The 18,735-nt window shown below is 34.6% G+C and carries 20 protein-coding genes; 18 read left to right on the forward strand and 2 right to left on the reverse strand.

Features of this window, described 5'->3' with window-relative positions; genetic code table 11:
- The first annotated feature begins 5 nt into the window (after positions 1-5).
- Positions 6-929, forward strand: a complete 924-nt coding sequence (locus K7G79_RS06055; RefSeq protein WP_223550148.1) for a DUF6427 family protein — start codon at positions 6-8, stop codon at positions 927-929.
- Here K7G79_RS06055 and upp read toward each other — a convergent pair.
- The gene (gene upp, locus K7G79_RS06060) at positions 918-1,577 is read right to left on the reverse strand and encodes a uracil phosphoribosyltransferase (protein WP_223550150.1); all 660 of its coding nucleotides are present in this window, start codon (positions 1,575-1,577) and stop codon (positions 918-920) included. The two genes, K7G79_RS06055 and upp, sit on opposite strands and share 12 nt — an antisense overlap.
- Before the next feature lie 138 nt (positions 1,578-1,715).
- Here upp and K7G79_RS06065 point away from each other — a divergent pair, with 138 nt between their 5' ends.
- A complete protein-coding gene (locus tag K7G79_RS06065; RefSeq protein WP_223550250.1) occupies positions 1,716-2,321 on the forward strand; it encodes a DUF4254 domain-containing protein in 606 nt (201 codons plus the stop codon).
- Positions 2,322-2,422: 101 nt separating this feature from the next.
- On the forward strand, positions 2,423-3,445 hold the full coding sequence (locus K7G79_RS06070; protein WP_223550152.1) for a glycosyltransferase family 9 protein: 1,023 nt from the start codon (positions 2,423-2,425) through the stop codon (positions 3,443-3,445).
- 70 nt (positions 3,446-3,515) lie between these two features.
- On the opposite strand, the gene K7G79_RS06075 is transcribed toward K7G79_RS06070, so the two are convergent.
- A complete protein-coding gene (locus K7G79_RS06075; protein WP_223550154.1) occupies positions 3,516-4,574 on the reverse strand; it encodes a ferredoxin--NADP reductase in 1,059 nt (352 codons plus the stop codon).
- A gap of 181 nt (positions 4,575-4,755) precedes the next feature.
- Here K7G79_RS06075 and K7G79_RS06080 point away from each other — a divergent pair, with 181 nt between their 5' ends.
- The 15 genes from K7G79_RS06080 (at position 4,756) to K7G79_RS06150 (ending at position 18,735) form a co-directional block, all read left to right on the forward strand.
- Positions 4,756-7,344, forward strand: coding sequence for a hypothetical protein (locus K7G79_RS06080; protein ID WP_223550156.1), 2,589 nt, complete (start codon positions 4,756-4,758; stop codon positions 7,342-7,344).
- A gap of 11 nt (positions 7,345-7,355) precedes the next feature.
- Entirely contained in the window at positions 7,356-7,781 is a 426-nt protein-coding gene (locus K7G79_RS06085) for a polymer-forming cytoskeletal protein (protein ID WP_223550158.1), read from the forward strand.
- Positions 7,732-7,971, forward strand: a complete 240-nt coding sequence (locus K7G79_RS06090; protein ID WP_223550160.1) for an AtpZ/AtpI family protein — start codon at positions 7,732-7,734, stop codon at positions 7,969-7,971. Before K7G79_RS06085 ends, K7G79_RS06090 begins: the two co-directional genes overlap by 50 nt.
- The gene (locus tag K7G79_RS06095; protein ID WP_223550162.1) at positions 7,971-8,360 is read left to right on the forward strand and encodes a hypothetical protein; all 390 of its coding nucleotides are present in this window, start codon (positions 7,971-7,973) and stop codon (positions 8,358-8,360) included. Before K7G79_RS06090 ends, K7G79_RS06095 begins: the two co-directional genes overlap by 1 nt.
- A 192-nt stretch (positions 8,361-8,552) precedes the next feature.
- On the forward strand, positions 8,553-9,635 hold the full coding sequence (gene atpB / locus K7G79_RS06100) for a F0F1 ATP synthase subunit A (RefSeq protein ID WP_223550164.1): 1,083 nt from the start codon (positions 8,553-8,555) through the stop codon (positions 9,633-9,635).
- A gap of 33 nt (positions 9,636-9,668) precedes the next feature.
- Positions 9,669-9,860 carry an ATP synthase F0 subunit C gene (gene atpE / locus K7G79_RS06105; RefSeq protein ID WP_102756010.1) on the forward strand — a complete coding sequence of 64 codons (192 nt, stop codon included), beginning with the start codon at positions 9,669-9,671 and terminating at the stop codon, positions 9,858-9,860.
- Positions 9,861-9,963: 103 nt separating this feature from the next.
- The gene (locus K7G79_RS06110; RefSeq protein WP_223550166.1) at positions 9,964-10,464 is read left to right on the forward strand and encodes a F0F1 ATP synthase subunit B; all 501 of its coding nucleotides are present in this window, start codon (positions 9,964-9,966) and stop codon (positions 10,462-10,464) included.
- A gap of 5 nt (positions 10,465-10,469) precedes the next feature.
- On the forward strand, positions 10,470-11,006 hold the full coding sequence (atpH, locus tag K7G79_RS06115) for an ATP synthase F1 subunit delta (protein ID WP_223550168.1): 537 nt from the start codon (positions 10,470-10,472) through the stop codon (positions 11,004-11,006).
- A gap of 51 nt (positions 11,007-11,057) precedes the next feature.
- On the forward strand, positions 11,058-12,632 hold the full coding sequence (atpA, locus tag K7G79_RS06120) for a F0F1 ATP synthase subunit alpha (protein WP_223550170.1): 1,575 nt from the start codon (positions 11,058-11,060) through the stop codon (positions 12,630-12,632).
- Positions 12,633-12,715: 83 nt separating this feature from the next.
- Positions 12,716-13,576, forward strand: coding sequence for an ATP synthase F1 subunit gamma (gene atpG, locus K7G79_RS06125; RefSeq protein WP_223550171.1), 861 nt, complete (start codon positions 12,716-12,718; stop codon positions 13,574-13,576).
- Between the two features lie 124 nt (positions 13,577-13,700).
- Positions 13,701-14,207, forward strand: a complete 507-nt coding sequence (locus K7G79_RS06130) for a hypothetical protein (RefSeq protein WP_223550173.1) — start codon at positions 13,701-13,703, stop codon at positions 14,205-14,207.
- A gap of 58 nt (positions 14,208-14,265) precedes the next feature.
- Complete coding sequence (locus tag K7G79_RS06135) at positions 14,266-15,690, forward strand: oligosaccharide flippase family protein (RefSeq protein ID WP_223550175.1); 1,425 nt, start codon at positions 14,266-14,268, stop codon at positions 15,688-15,690.
- Position 15,691: 1 nt separating this feature from the next.
- Entirely contained in the window at positions 15,692-16,126 is a 435-nt protein-coding gene (dut, locus tag K7G79_RS06140; protein ID WP_223550177.1) for a dUTP diphosphatase, read from the forward strand.
- Between the two features lie 129 nt (positions 16,127-16,255).
- Complete coding sequence (locus K7G79_RS06145) at positions 16,256-17,275, forward strand: sugar phosphate nucleotidyltransferase (RefSeq protein WP_223550178.1); 1,020 nt, start codon at positions 16,256-16,258, stop codon at positions 17,273-17,275.
- Between the two features lie 89 nt (positions 17,276-17,364).
- Positions 17,365-18,735 carry a lipopolysaccharide assembly protein LapB gene (locus K7G79_RS06150; RefSeq protein ID WP_223550181.1) on the forward strand — a complete coding sequence of 457 codons (1,371 nt, stop codon included), beginning with the start codon at positions 17,365-17,367 and terminating at the stop codon, positions 18,733-18,735.

An 18,735-nucleotide genomic window follows, 5' to 3' on the forward strand; every position in this document is an offset into this window, starting at 1 on the left:
AGTTAATGATAACAAGCATTTTTAGTAAATCAAAGCCAATAAATTTCATTCTGGTATTTTTTATTACGGCCTTAGCTTTTTTAATAGCAAACATTAAATTTTCCATACAACCACTTACAATAACATTGGTTATGGAAAAAGTCGTTTTATTTTTTGTCTGTTACAGTTCTATATTACTACTAAACTTTATTGTTAGCAAAAATGGATTAACAAAAAATAATAATTATGAAATATTGTTATACAGCTTGTTTCTTTTGGCAGTATTAGAAACCACACAAAACACCAACGTGCTTTTTGCTAATTTTTTTATTCTATTGGCATTAAGGCGCATTTTGAGCATTCGTTCTCAAACGAAATTGAATAAAAAACTATTTGATGCAGCTTTTTGGATTGCAATAGCAGCCTTATTTTACTTTTGGACAATTTTATTTTTTATACTCATTATTGTAGCATTAATGCTTTATACTGATAATAAATTGAATCATTGGATTATTCCTTTTACAGGGATTATAACTGTATTTGTTTTTACGGTCGCTGCTTCAATAATGTATTATGATAGTTATTTTGGAGCCTTTAAGAGTTTGCCGTACATAAGTTATGATTTTAGCTATTACAATACAGGAGGTTTTATTGTTGTAATAGCGGTTCTGTTAATTTTTGGATTGTGGTCTTTGATTTTTTATACAAGGAGAATCAAGAAAAAAAAGAAAGCGCTTCGTCCATCTTTTAACCTTATATTGTTTGCCTTTATAATGGCAGTTGCAGTCATTGTTTTGGCGCCTAAAAAGGATAGTAGTGAATTTTTGTTTATGTTCACTCCATTAGCCATAATCATCACAAATTATATTGAAACCATAAAGAAAAAATGGTTTAGAGAAGTGTTTTTAGTTGCATTAATCTTATTGCCTTTTGTTAATTTAATGCTGTAATTTTTCACCAAAAGCCAAATCACCAGCATCACCCAAACCTGGTACAATATAACTTTTACTATTAAGTGTTTCATCTATTGCAGCAATCCATAAGTGTGTATTATTAGGAAAATTTTTGCTAACATAATCTACCCCAGTTTGTGAACCTATAGCGCAAACCAAATGGATATCTATGGGAGAGCCAAATGGTTTTAATGCTTCATATGCGGCTTTTAATGATTGTCCCGTAGCCAACATAGTATCTGTTAGCACGAGTGTTTTGCCCTCAATGGAGGGGCAGGCCAAATATTCAACAATTATTTCAAAACTCTCAGGATTGCTTTTATGGTGTCTGTAAGCAGAAATAAACGCATTATCGGCCATATCGAAATAATTTAGCAAGCCATAGTGTAAGGGTACCCCAGCTCGTAATATGGAACAAAGCACAATTTCATTTTTTGGTAAATGAATTTTAGAAGTTCCCAAAGGCGTTTTTACATTCGTTTTACTGTAGTTTAATGTTTTACTCATTTCATAGCCCAAAACCTCACCAATGCGCTCTATATTTTTTCTAAAGCGCATACGATCTGTCTGGACTTCTGTATTCCTAATTTCGGAAACAAACCTATTTAATATGGAATTTTGTTCAGCAAGATTGTGCAGTTGCATGGGATACAAAGATTTAATCTAGATAAAGTTAAGTAAATATAAGTTATATGGTTAAAAAATACCTTCATTTCGTTTGGTTTATGTAAAGGGTTAAATGAAAAAATTCATGTACTTTTGTACAATAAAATAATATACACCATGTTTACCAGTAAAGCGAATAAGATATTTCAGGATGTTATTGAAAAATACCATATTGTCAACACCGTAGACCAACCTTTTGAAAATGCCTATCTAAAAAGCGATTTAATAGAGCATTTATTATACAGAAAATGTTGGATTGATACTGTACAATGGCATTATGAAGATATTATTCGTGACCCGCAAATAGATCCTGTGGCTGCCTTAAAATTAAAACGTCAAATTGATGCTTCCAATCAAGATAGAACGGATATGGTAGAGTATATTGATAGTTATTTTTTAGAAAAATATAAGGATGTAAGCCCTAAAGCAGATGCTACAATTAATACTGAAAGTCCAGCTTGGGGAATTGACCGATTGTCTATTTTGGCATTGAAAATTTATCATATGAATGAAGAGGCTACACGTAAGGATGCTTCAGCTGATCACAGAACTGCTTGCCAGAAAAAATTGGATGTATTATTAGAGCAACGTGTGGACTTATCTACCGCAATAGATACGCTATTGAATGATATAGAAAAAGGTGATAAGTATATGAAGGTATACAAGCAGATGAAGATGTACAATGATGATGAGCTTAACCCTGTTTTACGCTCTCAAAAATAATATTTGTCATTCTGAGCTGTCACACTGAGCGCAGTCGAAGTGAAAGTGAAGAATCTCACTAAAAGATGTTTCGATTACACTCAATATGACATAATAGTCTTATGTCTAATAAATCCAAACATATCCTAGTCATTCGCCTATCGGCCATGGGTGATGTGGCCATGACTGTCCCAGTTTTACGAGTATTGACCCGACAGTATCCCGAACTTAAACTAACAGTTTTAACACGTGCCTTTTTTGCACCATTTTTTAGGGGCATAAAAAATGTTACCGTTTTTCCAGCAGATTTAAAAGGAAAGCACAAGAGTGTTTTCGGGCTCTACAAATTGGCACGTGAGCTTAATAAGCAAAACCAATTTTATGCTATAGCCGATTTACACTGTGTGTTGCGTAGTAAAATACTCAAGCAGTTTATTAGGTGCAAACGCTTTGTATCTATTGACAAAGGAAGAAAAGAAAAAAAGGCATTAACTTCTGGTCGAATTTTCAAACAGCTAACTACTACGCATCAACGCTATGTAGATGTGTTTCAAACTTTTGGATTTCAGTTAGATTTATCAAATCCATCATTTCCTCATAAATCAGCTTTAAGTACTAATATATTAGCACTACTAGGGAATGATTCTAAAAAGAAGATTGGCATTGCCCCTTTTGCAGCCCACAAAAGCAAAGAATACCCTTTAGATTTGATGAAGGAAGTTGTAGAACAACTATCAAAAGACTATAAAGTCATTTTATTTGGAGGCGGAAATGAAGAGATAGCTATTTTAAACAAGATTGAAGCAACTTTTGAAAATACTATCAACATTGCTGGGAAATTATCCTTAGAGGAAGAATTGGATTTGATTTCAAATTTAAGTGTGATGTTATCTATGGATTCGGGGAATGCTCATATCGCTGCTATGTTGGGTATAAAAGTGGTTACTATTTGGGGAGTAACGCATCCGTTTGCTGGTTTTGCACCTTTTAACCAACCAGCAGATTACGCCTTGCTTCCTGATAGGGAGAAATATCCCAGAGTCCCCACTTCGGTCTATGGTAATAAATACCCAAAAGGCTATGAAGACGCTTCGGGAAGTATTTTACCCGAAATAATCATAGAAAAAATTAAGTATATCGCCTAATAGATGGATGTTGAAGCTCACTAAATGTAGAGACATTTAAAAATCCAAATCTATCATCTAAAGGCGATTTTTACACATCATCGTAATCCACAACAACAGTTGGGCTGGTTGGATTTGCTTGACAGGTTAAAATTAAACCTTCAGCAACTTCACTGTCGGTTAAAATGTTGTTTTGTCTCATTGTGGCATTTCCTTCTTTAAGGCGCGCCAAACAGCTGCTACAAATACCACCTTGACACGAATATGGCGCATCTAGATCCTCATCGAGTGCCGCTTCTAAAATGGTTTGTTTAGCCGACATTTCAAAAGTGGTTACTTCATCATCAACAATTACCGTAATTTTGGTTTTTCCTGTAGAAACAGAAATAGCATCCTCGACTTCATCAACTTTAGCCGCTTTAAATAGTTCGAAATGAATACGATCTTCATCAATACCATGTTCGGTTAACACATCCTTAACCGTATGAATCATGGCTTCGGGGCCACAAAGGTAAAACGCATCTACCTCAATGTGCTTGTGTTTATTTTTCATCACATAGTTAACCGTGCTTTGTTCAATACGGCCAAAAATAGAGTCATCGCTGTCTTGTTGACTAAACACAAACTGAATGGAAAATCGGTCTTTATATTGATGCTGAAGCTCCAAGAGTTCATTCAAGAACATGGTGTCGCCTGTTGTTTTGTTGCCATACACCAAAATAACCTTACTATAAACTTCTTCCTCTAAAGCACATTTAATAATGCTTAATACCGGAGTAATACCGCTACCCGCTGCAAAAGCAGCAATGTTTTTGGTTTTTGAATCGTTAGGTTCGAAAGTAAACCGACCTTTGGGTGGGGCAACTTCCAAGGTGTCACCAACTTTTAATTGCTTATTGGCATATGCAGAAAAGGTGCCGTCTGTAACTTCTTTTACCGCTACTTTCAATTCGCCACTTTTTGGGGAAACACATAACGAGTAATCACGCCTAACCTCTTTACCATTAATCTGAGTTTTAAGGGTAATATACTGTCCCGCTTTAAAGGCGAAGGCTTTTTTTAGGTTCTCTGGAACATTAAAAGCGATGCTTACAGATTTATCGGTTTCTCGTTTTATGGTTTTAACAGAAAGTGTTTGAAATGACGACATGTGAAATTTTTTGACAAAAGTACGTGAATTTTTTCATTGTAAAACCCATAGATGAAGCTAGTTCCTTTTATCCAAAAGTCTATCGATTTTATAGCATAATCAAAAAAGATGCTTATTTTTACCTACTTGCATAATATATGCAAGGGTTTACAGTTATTTATAATACTAAATAATCAAGGTATTGAAAGCATTCTCCAAAGGGTTACTGGTCATTGTTGTTTCCATTGTCATACTCGCAAGCTGTTCTAGGAAGAAGGATAATTTTGTAAGTAGAAATTACCATGCCATTACTACAGAATTCAATCCACTTTATAATGGTTACTTAGCTTTAGAAGAAGGGCGCAACAGCTTAAACGAAAGCTATCAGGATAACTATTGGGAGGTTCTTCCTATTGAGCGTATGGAAGTATTGGATGAAGTGATGCTTCCTGGGCAATCCAAAAGTGAAAACTTTTCTAGAGCTGAAGAAAAAGCGGTAAAGGCCATTCAAAAACATAGTATGAATATTGATGGCAGGGAAAAAAATCCGCAAATGGATGAAGCCTATTTGCTTTTAGGTAAAGCCCGTTATTTCGATCAGCGTTTCGTACCGGCCCTAGAGGCCTTCAATTACATTCTTTATAAATATCCTGCAAGCGATAAGATTAATCAGGCTAAAATATGGCGTGAGAAAACCAATATGCGTTTGGAAAATAGCGAGTTGGCCATAAAAAATTTGAAACGATTGTTAAGACAGGAACATATAGAGGGACAAGATTTGGCCGATGCCACTTCAACACTCGCCCAAGCCTATGTAAACGAAAAAATAATAGATACCGCTATAGTGCAACTGGAAATTGCCGCAACTGCAACCAAAAATAATGATGAGCGGGGGCGTTATCGTTTTATTCAAGGACAGCTTTATAATCAATTAGGTTATAAGGACAGTGCCAATATAGCTTTCGATCGTGTCATTGAACTCAACAGAAAGACTCCCAGAATCTATATGATTAGTGCCCATATTGAAAAAATCAAAAATTTCAATTTAAACAATGGAGATAAGGTTATGTTAAGGGAACTGCTTGCTGAATTGGAGGAAAATCGTGAAAATAGACCTTTTTTGGATAAAATTTATCATCAAATTGCAGTTTACCATGCTAGTAATGGTTCCGATTCGCTAGCTAAGGCCTATTATAATAAATCATTACGCACCAATTCTCCAGACAAATTTTTAAAAGCTAAGAATTATCAAATTCTTGGGGACATGAATTTCGATGCTTCTTTATATAGAGAAGCAGGGCAATATTATGACAGTACCATGGGTAACTTGGTACAGGATTCTAAACCGTTTCGTATTATTAAAAAGAAACGGGATAATTTAGAGGATGTTATTTATTACGAAAATGTAGCACAAGTGAATGACAGTTTATTACACTTAATAAATTTGCCAGAGGATGAAAGATTGGTATTTTTTGAAGCGTTTACCGATAGTTTGCAGGAAAAGGCAAAAAAGGACAAAGAACTAGAGGAAGCACTTAGTAGAAATAAAGGAATAATCACTTCAAGGGGAATAAAAGGTAAATCTTTAAATAACCCATCGGGTAAAAACCTTAACCCAAGTTTTGGTGGTTTACCAGGGCAGGTGAGCACATTTTATTTTTACAATCCAACAACAGTGGCTTATGGTAAAAATGAATTTGTTAAAATTTGGGGTAACAGAACGTTGGAGGATAATTGGCGATGGTCTAGTAAAGCTGGAACTAGTGGGCTCGGAGTTATATCTGGAGGCGATTTATTGGCTATAGCAACCGAAGAAGAGCGTTACGACCCTCAATTTTACATTTCCAAGATTCCTTCCGAAGAAAAAGAAATTGATAGTATCTGGAAAGAACGTAATTACGCTTATTATCAATTAGGATTGATTTATAAGGAGAAGTTTAAGGAGTATCAACTGGCAAAGGACAAATTTCAAAATTTATTAAACAGCAATCCAGAGGAGCGTTTGGTATTGCCTTCTAAATACAATTTGCATAAAATTTATGAGGCCTTAGGTAAAAAAGATGAATCTGAAATAGCTAAGAATGAAATCATTACCAACTACCCAGACTCTAGATATGCAATCATTTTAACCAATCCAGAATTGGCTGGTTTAGCGGATGACAACAGCCCAGAAAGTTTATACGAGGTACTTTATGAACAACATTTAAATCAAGATTACGAAACGGTAATAGCCAAGAGTGAGGAATATATAAATGCATTTGATGGCGACCCTATTGTTTCTAAATTTGAGCTATTGAAGGCAACGGCAACTGGCCGATTATATGGATATAAGCCGTATAGTGAAGCCATTAATTATATAGCTGTTACTTATGCAAACACCTCAGAAGGGATAAATGCCCAAGAAATACAATCTAGGGTGTTGCCGCAGCTATCAAGTACAGAGTTTGTGCAGGCCAACGATAGCATTTCAAATCATTATAAAGTTGTTTTTCAGTTTGATAAAGCGGATAGGGAAATCATGTTAGGCTTTCAGCAGGAATTGGATACTGTACTAAAAAACATGAAGTATTACGACCTTAAGTCATCTGTAGATGTTTATAGTCCTGAAACAGCTTTTGTACTTGTTCATGGGTTTAACAATGGACAAGTAGCACAGACATTTGACCAATTATTGACTAAGGAAGATAAACGTAAAATAGGAAAACCATATTTTGCAATATCATCACGTAATTATCAAATTATTCAAATCCATAAGAACTTGGAAGCATATTTAAGTTTAAATAACAATTAAGTTTACAAATTATGTTTACTGAAAACAAAAAAGACAAAAACATGACAGAAGGAGCATCAAGTCAAAACATTATTGCACAAGGCACCAAAATTGTTGGTGATATTAATAGTGAAGGAGACCTAAGAATTGATGGTGCCATTGAGGGCAATTTAAAAACCACAGGTAAGGTAGTTGTTGGTAAAAAAGGAACTATTAAAGGAACCCTTCAAGGGACAGAAGCTTATTTTGAGGGTAAGTTCGATGGCAAATTAGCCCTTTCAGGAACTTTAACCCTTAAAGCTACTGCCTACATTCAAGGCGAAGTGGTAGTAGGCAAACTGGCTGTAGAACCAGGTGCAACGTTTAATGTGACCTGTATGATGAAAGGAGCAGTAAAAGAAATGAACAATGGTCAACAACAAAGACAACAAGGATCAGGATCCGAAAAAACAGCTTAAAAATGTTGCAGCACTTTCTGGTGTTGCAGTGCAAATGGGTGTTACCATTTATCTATTCGTGCTTTTAGGTAAATGGTTGGATGTGAAATACAACAATGGAGACAAGCTATATATAATAATTATGACACTTCTGGGCGTTGGCGTTTCACTTTATGTAGTTCTAAAACAAATCAACAGAATTAATAATTAATGCAGAACCCTTTTTATCGCTTCGCTGTAAAAGTAACAGGTCTTTTGGCAATTACTTTAGTTTTACACTTGGGGTTTTTAAAACTTTTTGAACAGCCTTTGTTTGAAAATAAAATTGTATTATCCTATATCGTAAACCTGTTACTGGTAATTGGGGTTTTTGGACTACTTTATATTTTACGAAATAAGTATAAAAGTCAATTGGGATTTTTGTTTCTTGCAGGTAGTGTATTAAAGTTTACCGTATTCTTTATTGTTTTTTATCCTATTTATAAGCAGGATGAAGATGTTTCTAAATTAGAATTTGCTGCATTCTTTGTACCTTATGCAACGGGGTTGATTTTAGAAACCTTAAGTCTTAGTAAATGGCTTAATGAAATTGACCAATAAGTATTGTCTATAGCTTTTAACGCTATTGATAATTAGATCTATAGCTTTAAGAATCCCTATTTTCCCAGAAGCAAATTTCATTAAAAACCCCAATTCATTTTGCTCGAGGAAATAAAAGAAAAAATTGTTTTTGTTTTTGAGATAAAAAATTACCTTTGCAGCGATTTTTAAGCCACTCTTATATAAAGTGATATGCGAAAAAAAATAGCTTTAAAACCAATAACAGCATTACTTTTTTTATTAACCTTTGTCTCTTATGGAAAAGAACAGCATGGACACGATGAGTCTAAAGGAGATTTAAGGACTGAGATTAAGGAATATATCCAGCACCACTTATTAGATTCTTATGATTTCGGATTGTTTTCATATACTACTCATGAGGGTGTAGAAAGTCATGTTGGGTTTCCGTTACCAGTAATTCTATGGGATGATGGTTTAAAAGTATTTTCGTCTTCAAAATTCCATCATGGTGAAACTGTAGCTGAAGTAGATGGTAACCACTATATTTTGTATCATAATAAAATATATAAAACGGATGAAAGTGGCACTATTAATTATGATGCCGAAAACCATCCGACAAATGCAAAACCGTTAGATTTTTCTATTACTAAAAATGTGGCATTAATTGCTATGGTTTTTGCTATTTTATTTTTTATGTTCAGCAGAATGGCTAAATCATATAAAACCAATAATGGTATGCCAAAAGGGGCGGGGCGTTTTTTAGAACCTATTGTGTTATATGTACGTGATGAGATTGCCATTCCAAACATTGGGGAGAAAAAGTATAAAAAATACATGAGTTATTTGTTAACTGTATTCTTCTTTGTTTGGATAGTAAACTTATTTGGGTTAACACCAATAGGGATGAACGTGACTAACAATATAGCGGTGACTTTGTGTTTGGCATTAATCACATATTTTATCACTACGTTTTCAGGAAACAAAAACTATTGGAAGCATATTTTATGGATGCCAGGGGTTCCTGTGCCAATGAAAATCATATTGGCTCCGATTGAATTATTGGGGACCATTATTAAACCTTTTGCCTTAATGATTCGTTTGTATGCAAACATTACAGCGGGTCACGTGGTAATCATGAGTATTATAGGGATGATGTTTATTTTCAATAACTGGTTAGGTAGTTCATTGTCGTTTTTGTTGGCTTTTGTGTTGGGGATTTTGGAGTTGTTGGTTGCAGCATTACAGGCTTATATTTTTACAGTGTTGTCAGCATTGTATTTTGGTATGGCGGTCGAAGAACACGATCATCATTAATATTGAATGTTTAATTAATTAATTATATATTTTATGGAAATTCCAGCTATCGTAGGTGCAGGTTTAGTAGTAATAGGAGCAGGTATTGGTATTGGTAGAATCGGTGGTTCTGCTATGGAAGCAATCGCTCGTCAACCTGAAGCTACAGGAAAAATTCAAACCGCTATGCTTATTGCAGCAGCGTTAATTGAAGGTATTGGATTTGCTGCACTTTTTGCAGTGTAAAACAACTAGGAAACAGCTATAACGGTTGGTTATAGCTGTTCTTTTTAAATTAAATTAAAAAAACATGCCCTGAGCTTGTCTATGGGTAAAAATATAATTTATTATGGAAGAATTATTTGGAGGCTTTTCTTTAGGATTGTTCGTTTGGATGGCAGTTTTGTTTTTGGCTTTAGTTTTTTTGTTAAAAAAGTTCGCATGGAAACCTATTTTGGATGCTGTAGAAAGTAGAGAGGAAGGTATTAAAAATGCATTGGATGCTGCCGAAAAAGCCAAATTGGAAATGGAAAATCTTCAGGCAGATAACGAAAAGTTGTTAAAAGAAGCCAGAACAGAGCGTGAAGCCATGTTGAAGGAAGCTAGGGAAATGAAGAATAAAATGATTGAGGATGCCAAAGACGAAGCTAAGGAGGCTTCGGCTAAATTAATAGCTCAAGCACAAGCTTCTATTGAAACAGAAAAGAAAGCAGCTATAGCAGACTTAAAAGCGCAAGTGGCTAACCTATCTATAGAAATAGCAGAAAAAGTAGTTCGCGAAGAATTATCTAACAAAGACAAGCAAGTTAAATTGGTTGAGTCTATGTTGGGTGAAGCAACATTAAACTAGGGATAATGGCAGGAAGCAGAGCAGCAATACGTTATGCAAAAGCAGTTTTGGCATTGGCATCAGAGCAAAAGAAAGCCGATGTTGTGAATGATGACATGAAGTTGATCACCAATACTATTGACCAAAGTGCAGAACTTAGCGATCTATTGAATAATGCGGTAACAAAATCTGAAACTAAGAAAGCAGCATTGTTGGCTGTCTTTCCAAAGCTTAATGCTATTACAACGGGATTGTTCGACGTATTGATTACTAACAAAAGAATTGATATTCTAAATGAAGTGGCTAAAAAGTACAGCGTGCTGTTTGATCAATTAGAAGGTAAAGAAGTGGCCAAGGTAACAACAGCCTTTCCAATGACCAATGATTTAGAACTTAAAGTGCTGGCGAAAATCAAGAAATTAACAAATAAAGCGGTAGAGCTTGAAAATATAGTAGATGAAAACATTTTAGGGGGTTTCATTTTAAGAATTGGAGATCAGCAATATGATGCTAGTGTTTCTAACAAGCTTAACAAATTAAAAAGAGAATTTACATTAAACTAAAAAGTTGGTGACTAAGATTCTCGAAGTCACCTCGAATTAAATTAAAATAAGATGGCAGAAGTAAAACCAGCTGAAGTATCAGCAATCTTAAAACAACAACTTGCAGGATTTGAGGCGTCAGCTTCATTAAATGAAGTAGGAACAGTACTTACTGTAGGTGACGGTATTGTACGTGCATACGGATTGTCTAATGCACAATATGGTGAGTTAGTAGAGTTTGAAGGTGGCTTAGAAGGTATTGTACTTAACCTTGAGGAAGACAACGTTGGTATCGTGTTATTAGGGCATTCAAAGAACATTAAAGAAGGCTCTACTGTAAAACGTACCGATAAAATTGCTTCCATCAATGTAGGAGAAGATATTGTAGGCCGTGTTGTTGATACCTTAGGAAACCCGATTGATGGTAAAGGGCCAATTTCAGGAAAGACTTATCAAATGCCTTTAGAGCGTAAAGCACCTGGGGTAATATTCCGTGAGCCTGTAACCGAACCATTACAAACAGGTATTAAGTCTATCGATGCAATGATTCCTGTTGGTCGTGGGCAACGTGAGTTGGTAATTGGCGACCGTCAAACTGGTAAAACTACGGTTTGTATCGATACTATCTTAAATCAAAAGGAATTTTACGATGCAGGTGATCCTGTATACTGTATATATGTTGCTGTAGGTCAAAAGGCATCTACCGTAGCAAACATTGCTAAAACATTAGAAGATAGAGGCGCCTTGGCCTATACTACTATTGTTGCGGCAAACGCATCCGATCCTGCACCAATGCAAGTATATGCGCCTATGGCCGGTGCTGCAATTGGAGAGTATTTTAGAGATACAGGTCGTCCAGCATTAATTATTTATGATGATTTATCGAAGCAAGCAGTAGCATATCGTGAGGTATCTTTATTATTACGTCGTCCACCAGGACGTGAAGCGTACCCTGGAGACGTTTTCTATTTACACTCACGTTTATTGGAGCGTTCTGCAAAAGTGATTAATGATGATGCTATCGCTAAAAACATGAACGACCTTCCTGAATCGTTAAAGCCAATCGTAAAAGGAGGAGGTTCCTTGACCGCTTTACCGATAATCGAAACACAAGCAGGTGACGTATCGGCCTATATCCCAACTAACGTAATCTCTATTACAGATGGTCAGATATTCTTAGATGGTGATTTGTTTAACTCTGGTGTACGTCCAGCGATTAACGTAGGTATTTCGGTATCTCGTGTGGGGGGTAATGCTCAGATTAAATCCATGAAAAAAGTGGCAGGTACATTAAAATTGGACCAAGCACAATACCGCGAGTTAGAAGCGTTTGCTAAGTTTGGTTCAGATTTAGATGCTTCTACTTTAAATGTAATTGAAAAAGGTAAGCGTAACGTTGAAATCTTAAAGCAGGCTCAAAACGATCCTTATACAGTTGAAGATCAAATTGCAATTATATATGCAGGATCTAAAAACTTATTAAGAAATGTTCCTGTTGAAAAAGTTAAAGAATTCGAAAGAGATTTTATCGAGTTTTTAAATGCAAAGCATAGAGACGTTCTAGATACGCTTAAAGCTGGAAAATTAACTGATGAGGTTACTGATACTTTAACAAGTGTTTGTAAAGATTTAGCTGCGAAATATTAAGATTAAAGGTTAATAGTTAATGGTTAATAGGAAAACGTAAAACACCTATTAACTAATAACCAATAACTAATAACTAAAACCAAATGGCAAACTTAAAAGAAATACGTAACAGGATATCATCGGTATCTTCAACGATGCAGATTACCAGTGCCATGAAAATGGTATCGGCTGCGAAGTTAAAGAAAGCACAAGATGCTATTACGGCAATGCGTCCATATGCCGATAAGCTTACCGAGCTTTTACAAAGTTTGAGTGCAACGCTTGATGCTGATTCTGGGAGTAAATTTTCGACACAACGTGAAGTAAACAAGGTTTTAATTGTAGCTATAACTTCTAACAGGGGGTTAGCAGGAGCATTTAATTCCAACATTATCAAAGAAGTTAATAGATTAGCTTCTCAAACCTATGCAGGTAAAGATGTGTCTTATTTAGTAGTAGGCAAGAAAGCTAACGATGCGTTTAAAAAGACCAATAAGGTTATAGCCAATAAAAGTGAGGTATTCGATAGCTTAACTTTTGATAACGTTGCAGAGATTGCCCAATTGTTAATGGATAAGTTTGTTGCTGGTGAGTTTGATAAAATTGAAATTGTTTACAATAAATTCAAGAATGCAGCGACTCAAATTGTAATGACCGAACAATTTTTACCAATTGTTCCTGTTGAAGGAAGTGCCAATACAAACGCCGATTACATTTTTGAGCCTGGAAAAGTAGAGATTGTTGAGCAATTAATACCGAAGTCTTTAAAAACCCAATTATATAAAGGTATAAGAGATTCTTTTGCTAGTGAGCATGGTGCACGTATGACGGCCATGCATAAAGCTACCGATAATGCTAAAGAGTTAAAAGATCAATTAACTTTATCATATAATAAAGCACGTCAGGCAGCAATTACCAACGAAATCTTAGAAATTGTTGGTGGAGCGGAAGCCTTAAACAATTAAGTATAATCATGCTGAACTTGTTTCAGCACCTCTATTATATATAAACCTTACTGTTTCTAAGAATAGTAAGGTTTTTTTATGGAATAGAATTTGATTAATTACCTTTAAATAAAACCTTAAAGCCATGATTTTATTTCGTAACTGTATTACCTTAAGTATAATTGCCATTGTGTCTTTAAGTTTTTCTCAATGTGCCTCAATATTAAAATTACAAGATACAATTGCTGTAGATATAGGAGAAGTGTATTACCAAAGTTGGGTTGCAGGAGTAAAAGAAGGAGGTTCTGGTATAAATATTTATATACCTATTAAAAATAAGTCGGCGGAAATTGTTTTAGACAGTGTTTATTTTAAAAGGAAAGGGGTTAAATTAGAAGAAACAAACCCAAATCTTTATATTGGGAGGTTCTCTATAGCCACGACTAAACCAGATATTGTAATGACTAACAAACCCTTTGCTGAATATGGTAATAAAGCACCAAAAATAAAACAAGACAGCCCTTTTGATTTGAAGGAGGATGAATGTGTGTTGAGCTTTACAGAAAGAGGGAAAAGAAAATATTATAAAATTACTGGGATTATTAAAAATAAACCTATCTTTTATCCCAGCACCCCATCAAAGAAGCTTTAACTTATCTTTGGTCAGCGTTTTCTAAAAATGTATTTTTAGCGATATAAAAGGTATATATTTGAGTACATTAAGAACGTTTTTTAAAGACACCATTATTTATGGTTTAGCAACTGTCTTACCAAGATTAATGAATTTTATTTTGGTGCCTTTACATACAAGCACTTTAGAAACTTCTAGTTATTCTGACAATACTACGTTTTATGTTTACGCAGCCTTTTTTAATGTATTATTAACTTATGGAATGGAAACTGCATTTTTTAGGTTTTTTAGCAATAGTAGTGAAAAAGGGAAAGTGTTTTCAACGGCATTGATTAGTTTAACAGCAACTACAGTACTATTTTTTAGTATTGTTTTTAGTTTTAATGAGCAATTAGCTGCTTTAGTAAACCTTAAATTAAATTATTTCAATTTATTAATTGGGGTGCTAGTATTAGATACACTTGTGGTAGTTCCTTTTGCGTATTTAAGGGCAATAGGAAGACCTATCAAGTTTGCTGTAATAAAGCTTTCCAATATCACTATTTATGTAGTGCTCAATTTCTTTTTTCTTTGGGCTATTCCCAAATTTGGAATTCAGTTTTTTGATTATGACAGTAACGATTTGGTAAAATACATCTTTATTGCTAATCTATTAGCCAGCATAGCAACCTTAATATTGTTATTACCTTACTTCGTTAAGTCAAAAATTCAGTTCGATGTTACCATTTTTAAGCAATTATTTCGTTATGGCTGGCCGATAATGGTAGCAGGATTAGCCTATGTTATAAATGAGAATTTTGACAAATGGTTGTTGCCTGAAATGTTGGGAAAAGATATAAATGGAGCTTATAGCGGATGCTATAAAATTGCAGTATTCATGACCATCTTTATTCAAGGATTTAGATTAGGGGCAGAACCTTTTTTCTTTAAACATTCAAAGGAAACCAATGCTAAAAACACTTATGCACTTATTATGAATTACTTTGTAATTTTTGGAAGTTTTATGTTAATTTTCATAGTGGCCTACCTCGATATTTTCAAAGTTTTTTTAGTTAAAGACAAAAGTTATTGGATAGCTATGGATATCGTGCCTATAGTACTTTTGGCCAATTTATGCTTAGGTATTTATTTTAATTTGGCAATCTGGTATAAACTTACTGATAAAACACGGTATGGGATGTATTTATCAGTTATTGGAGCATTAATCACTATCGCGTTTAATTATATAATGATACCTAAAATGGGTTTTATGGCTTCGGCATGGGCAACATTGGCAGCTTACGGTGTAATGATGGTTTTGTCTTATATTTTAGGACAAAGGTTTTATCCTGTACCATACCAATTAAAAAAAATAGGCGCTTTTTTAGCTTTGGCTCTTATAATTTCTCTTTTAGTCTTATATACCAATAGTAATTATTACTTGAATACTGTTTTTGTTTTAGTATTTTTGGGAATTGTATTTTTTTCTGAGAAAAAGCAAATCAAACAATTGTTAAAACAATAATATGAATATTAAAATCATTAATAAATCCAATCACGATTTACCCCATTACGAAACCTTAGCATCAGCAGGGATGGATTTACGGGCTAATTTATCGGAACCAAGAACTCTAAAACCTTTAGAGCGTAGTATAGTAGGCACAGGATTGTTTATAGAACTTCCTGTAGGTTATGAAGCTCAGGTTCGTCCAAGAAGTGGTTTGGCAGCTAAAAAAGGCATTACAGTATTAAATGCACCTGGAACTATTGACGCCGATTATAGAGGTGAAATAGGAGTGATTTTAGTGAATTTATCCAATGAGGATTTTGAAATTCAAAATGGGGAACGCATTGCACAATTAGTGATTGCCAAGCACGAACGTACCGAATGGATTGAAGTTGAAGCATTATCTGAAACTCCAAGAGGAGAAGGTGGCTTTGGAAGTACTGGGGTAAAATAAATAGAGAATTACAATTAACGATTTTTGAAACCAGAATGTTAAATAAAACATTTGTTTACCTATCTGTTGACAATAGGTGTTTGGAAAAATTAAATTGACAACTAATAGAAAGACGACTTAACTCATAAAATGAAAATAATAGTCCCCATGGCAGGTCGTGGTTCCAGATTACGCCCACATAGTTTAACCGTACCAAAACCTTTAATTCCGGTGGCAGGAAAACCTATTGTACATAGGTTGGTAACAGATATTGCTAAGATATTAAAGCAACCAATAGAAGAGATCGCCTTTGTTTTAGGAGATTCCGCTTGGTTTGGAAATGATGTGATTGATAGCCTGGAAGATTTGGCCAAAAGCTTAGGTGCCAAAGCCTCTATTTATCGTCAAGATAAACCCTTAGGAACTGGTCATGCTATTATGTGTGCCGAACCTTCTTTGTCTGGACCTGCGGTAATTGCTTATGCCGACACACTAATTCGAGCGGATTTCGATTTGGACAATCAGGCCGATAGCGTGATTTGGACTAAACAAGTTGATAATCCAGAAGCTTATGGTGTGGTAAAGCTTAACGATAAAAAGGAAATTGTTGAGTTGGTAGAGAAACCCAAAATTTACGTAAGTGATCATGCTGTTATTGGCATATACTATTTTAAGGATGTGGGGGTTTTAAAAAACAAACTACAAGAGGTTTTAGATGAAAATATTACTAATGGAGGGGAGTACCAAATTAATGATGGTATAAAACGAATGATGGCCGAAGGCTTTATATTTAAAACAGGAAAGGTAGATGAGTGGATGGACTGCGGCAATAAGGCCATTACTGTTCAGACAAATGCCAAAATGCTAGGGTTTTTGCAGCAAGATGGCGAGGAACAATTGGTTGAGCCAACTGTTCAATTGGAAAATTCCCAAATTATTGAACCTTGCTTTCTTGGAGATAATGTTAAACTTATAAATACAACTATTGGACCTAATGTATCCATTGGTGAAAACTCGATAATAGAAAATTCCAACGTTAAAAATAGCTTAATCCAAACCTATACAACTATTAAAAACGCTAATTTAGACAACGCCATGATTGGCAATCATGTTACGTATAATGGAAATTATATTTCGGTTAGTATTGGCGGTTATTCAGTATTGGAATAATATTTTGTCATTCCCTTGAAGAAAGTAATCCTAATTAATTTAAATTTTTGGAATACTATTTGAAAAAGATTTGTTATATCCCATAATTTATGCAGACAAGGACCTATATAATTATTTTATCTTTTGGAATACTATTTCTTGTTCCTCGGTTTAATTCTGCTCAAGTGGATTTTAATAAAACACCTGATGATGATTTAGGTAATATTGAAGATCAGTTTCAGGAATATTTTTATGAAGCCTTAAAGCAAAAGGGGATAGAAAATTACGACCGTTCAGTTGAGGCACTTTTAAAATGTATTGGTTTAAATGATGAACCAGCTGTATTGTATTTTGAGCTTGGAAAAAATTACAACAAACTTAAAAACTTTGCTGCTGCCGAAGACGCCTTAAAAAAAGCGGTCAGCAAAGCACCTGATAATGAATGGTATTTGGATGAACTATATGGGTTTTATGCTGCTCAAAACGATTTCGAAAAGGCAATAGAAACCATTAAGCAACTGGTTAAGCACCACCCTGATTATAAAGAGGATTTGGCCACACTTTATGTAAGGACGAAAAAATATGATGAGGCATTAGCACTTTTAAACGAATTGGATAAAACACATGGCATTTCAGCAAACAGAGACCGGTTGCGTAATCAGATTTATAAAGCTACGGGACGTAAAAAAGAACAGATTAAGAATTTGGAACAGCGTGTTAATGATACTCCTAAAAAGGAATCCAATTACTTAGCACTTATTTTTCACTATAGTGAAAACAATCAAAAAGATAAAGCTTTTGAAACCGCAAAAGAGCTATTGAAAATTAACCCCAATTCCCAATTGGTGCATTTGGCTCTCTATAAGTTTTATTTAGACGACAACCAATCAGAGCAGGCCATTGAATCCATGAAGATTATTTTAAAAAGTAAAGAAGTCAAGCCCGACGCCAAGCTTAAGGTGTTATCCGATTTTGTAAAGTTTGTAGATAAATACCCGGAATACGAGGCCCAATTGGTTGAAGCTACGACCTTGGCAGAAAGTCAGAGCGACATTAAAACATTGGAAGAATTGGGGCAATATTACTTGGTCAAAGGAAACAAAGAAAAGGCCTTGAATTATTTTGAATCAGTGTTGCGATTAGACAATAATAACTTTAGTGTACTGCAAAATGTTTTATTATTGAAATTGGATCTAAATCAATTTGAACATGTATTGGAGCAAAGCTCTGATGCACTTTCAAAATATCCGTCACATCCACTATTTTATTTAATCAGCGGCGTTGCTTTGAATGCATTGAACCAACCAAATAAGGCATTAGAGGTTCTTGAAGAAGGCATAGATTATATTGTCGATAACACTAAAATGGAAATCGATTTTTATAACCAATTAAGTAAGTCTTATACTTTGTTAAACAATACAGCAAAGGCCAAAACGTTTAGTGATAAGGCGAAACAATTACAAACGTCTAATAAAAAATAG

Origin of the sequence: Aestuariivivens sp. NBU2969 (assembly GCF_019931125.1) — a bacterium.
GTDB classification, from domain to species: Bacteria; Bacteroidota; Bacteroidia; order Flavobacteriales; family Flavobacteriaceae; genus Aestuariivivens; species Aestuariivivens marinum.

Excerpts from the sequence above, each read along its gene's own strand:
- K7G79_RS06055 (WP_223550148.1), top strand. The coding sequence starts at position 6 with ATGATAACAAGCATTTTTAGTAAATCAAAGCCAATAAATTTCATTCTG.
- upp (WP_223550150.1), bottom strand. The coding sequence starts at position 1,577 with ATGCAACTGCACAATCTTGCTGAACAAAATTCCATATTAAATAGGTTT.
- K7G79_RS06065 (WP_223550250.1), top strand. The coding sequence starts at position 1,716 with ATGTTTACCAGTAAAGCGAATAAGATATTTCAGGATGTTATTGAAAAA.
- K7G79_RS06070 (WP_223550152.1), top strand. The coding sequence starts at position 2,423 with ATGTCTAATAAATCCAAACATATCCTAGTCATTCGCCTATCGGCCATG.
- K7G79_RS06075 (WP_223550154.1), bottom strand. The coding sequence starts at position 4,574 with ATGTCGTCATTTCAAACACTTTCTGTTAAAACCATAAAACGAGAAACC.
- K7G79_RS06085 (WP_223550158.1), top strand. The coding sequence starts at position 7,356 with ATGTTTACTGAAAACAAAAAAGACAAAAACATGACAGAAGGAGCATCA.
- K7G79_RS06090 (WP_223550160.1), top strand. The coding sequence starts at position 7,732 with ATGGTCAACAACAAAGACAACAAGGATCAGGATCCGAAAAAACAGCTT.
- K7G79_RS06095 (WP_223550162.1), top strand. The coding sequence starts at position 7,971 with ATGCAGAACCCTTTTTATCGCTTCGCTGTAAAAGTAACAGGTCTTTTG.
- atpB (WP_223550164.1), top strand. The coding sequence starts at position 8,553 with ATGCGAAAAAAAATAGCTTTAAAACCAATAACAGCATTACTTTTTTTA.
- atpE (WP_102756010.1), top strand. The coding sequence starts at position 9,669 with ATGGAAATTCCAGCTATCGTAGGTGCAGGTTTAGTAGTAATAGGAGCA.
- K7G79_RS06110 (WP_223550166.1), top strand. The coding sequence starts at position 9,964 with ATGGAAGAATTATTTGGAGGCTTTTCTTTAGGATTGTTCGTTTGGATG.
- atpH (WP_223550168.1), top strand. The coding sequence starts at position 10,470 with ATGGCAGGAAGCAGAGCAGCAATACGTTATGCAAAAGCAGTTTTGGCA.
- atpA (WP_223550170.1), top strand. The coding sequence starts at position 11,058 with ATGGCAGAAGTAAAACCAGCTGAAGTATCAGCAATCTTAAAACAACAA.
- atpG (WP_223550171.1), top strand. The coding sequence starts at position 12,716 with ATGGCAAACTTAAAAGAAATACGTAACAGGATATCATCGGTATCTTCA.
- K7G79_RS06130 (WP_223550173.1), top strand. The coding sequence starts at position 13,701 with ATGATTTTATTTCGTAACTGTATTACCTTAAGTATAATTGCCATTGTG.
- dut (WP_223550177.1), top strand. The coding sequence starts at position 15,692 with ATGAATATTAAAATCATTAATAAATCCAATCACGATTTACCCCATTAC.
- K7G79_RS06145 (WP_223550178.1), top strand. The coding sequence starts at position 16,256 with ATGAAAATAATAGTCCCCATGGCAGGTCGTGGTTCCAGATTACGCCCA.
- K7G79_RS06150 (WP_223550181.1), top strand. The coding sequence starts at position 17,365 with ATGCAGACAAGGACCTATATAATTATTTTATCTTTTGGAATACTATTT.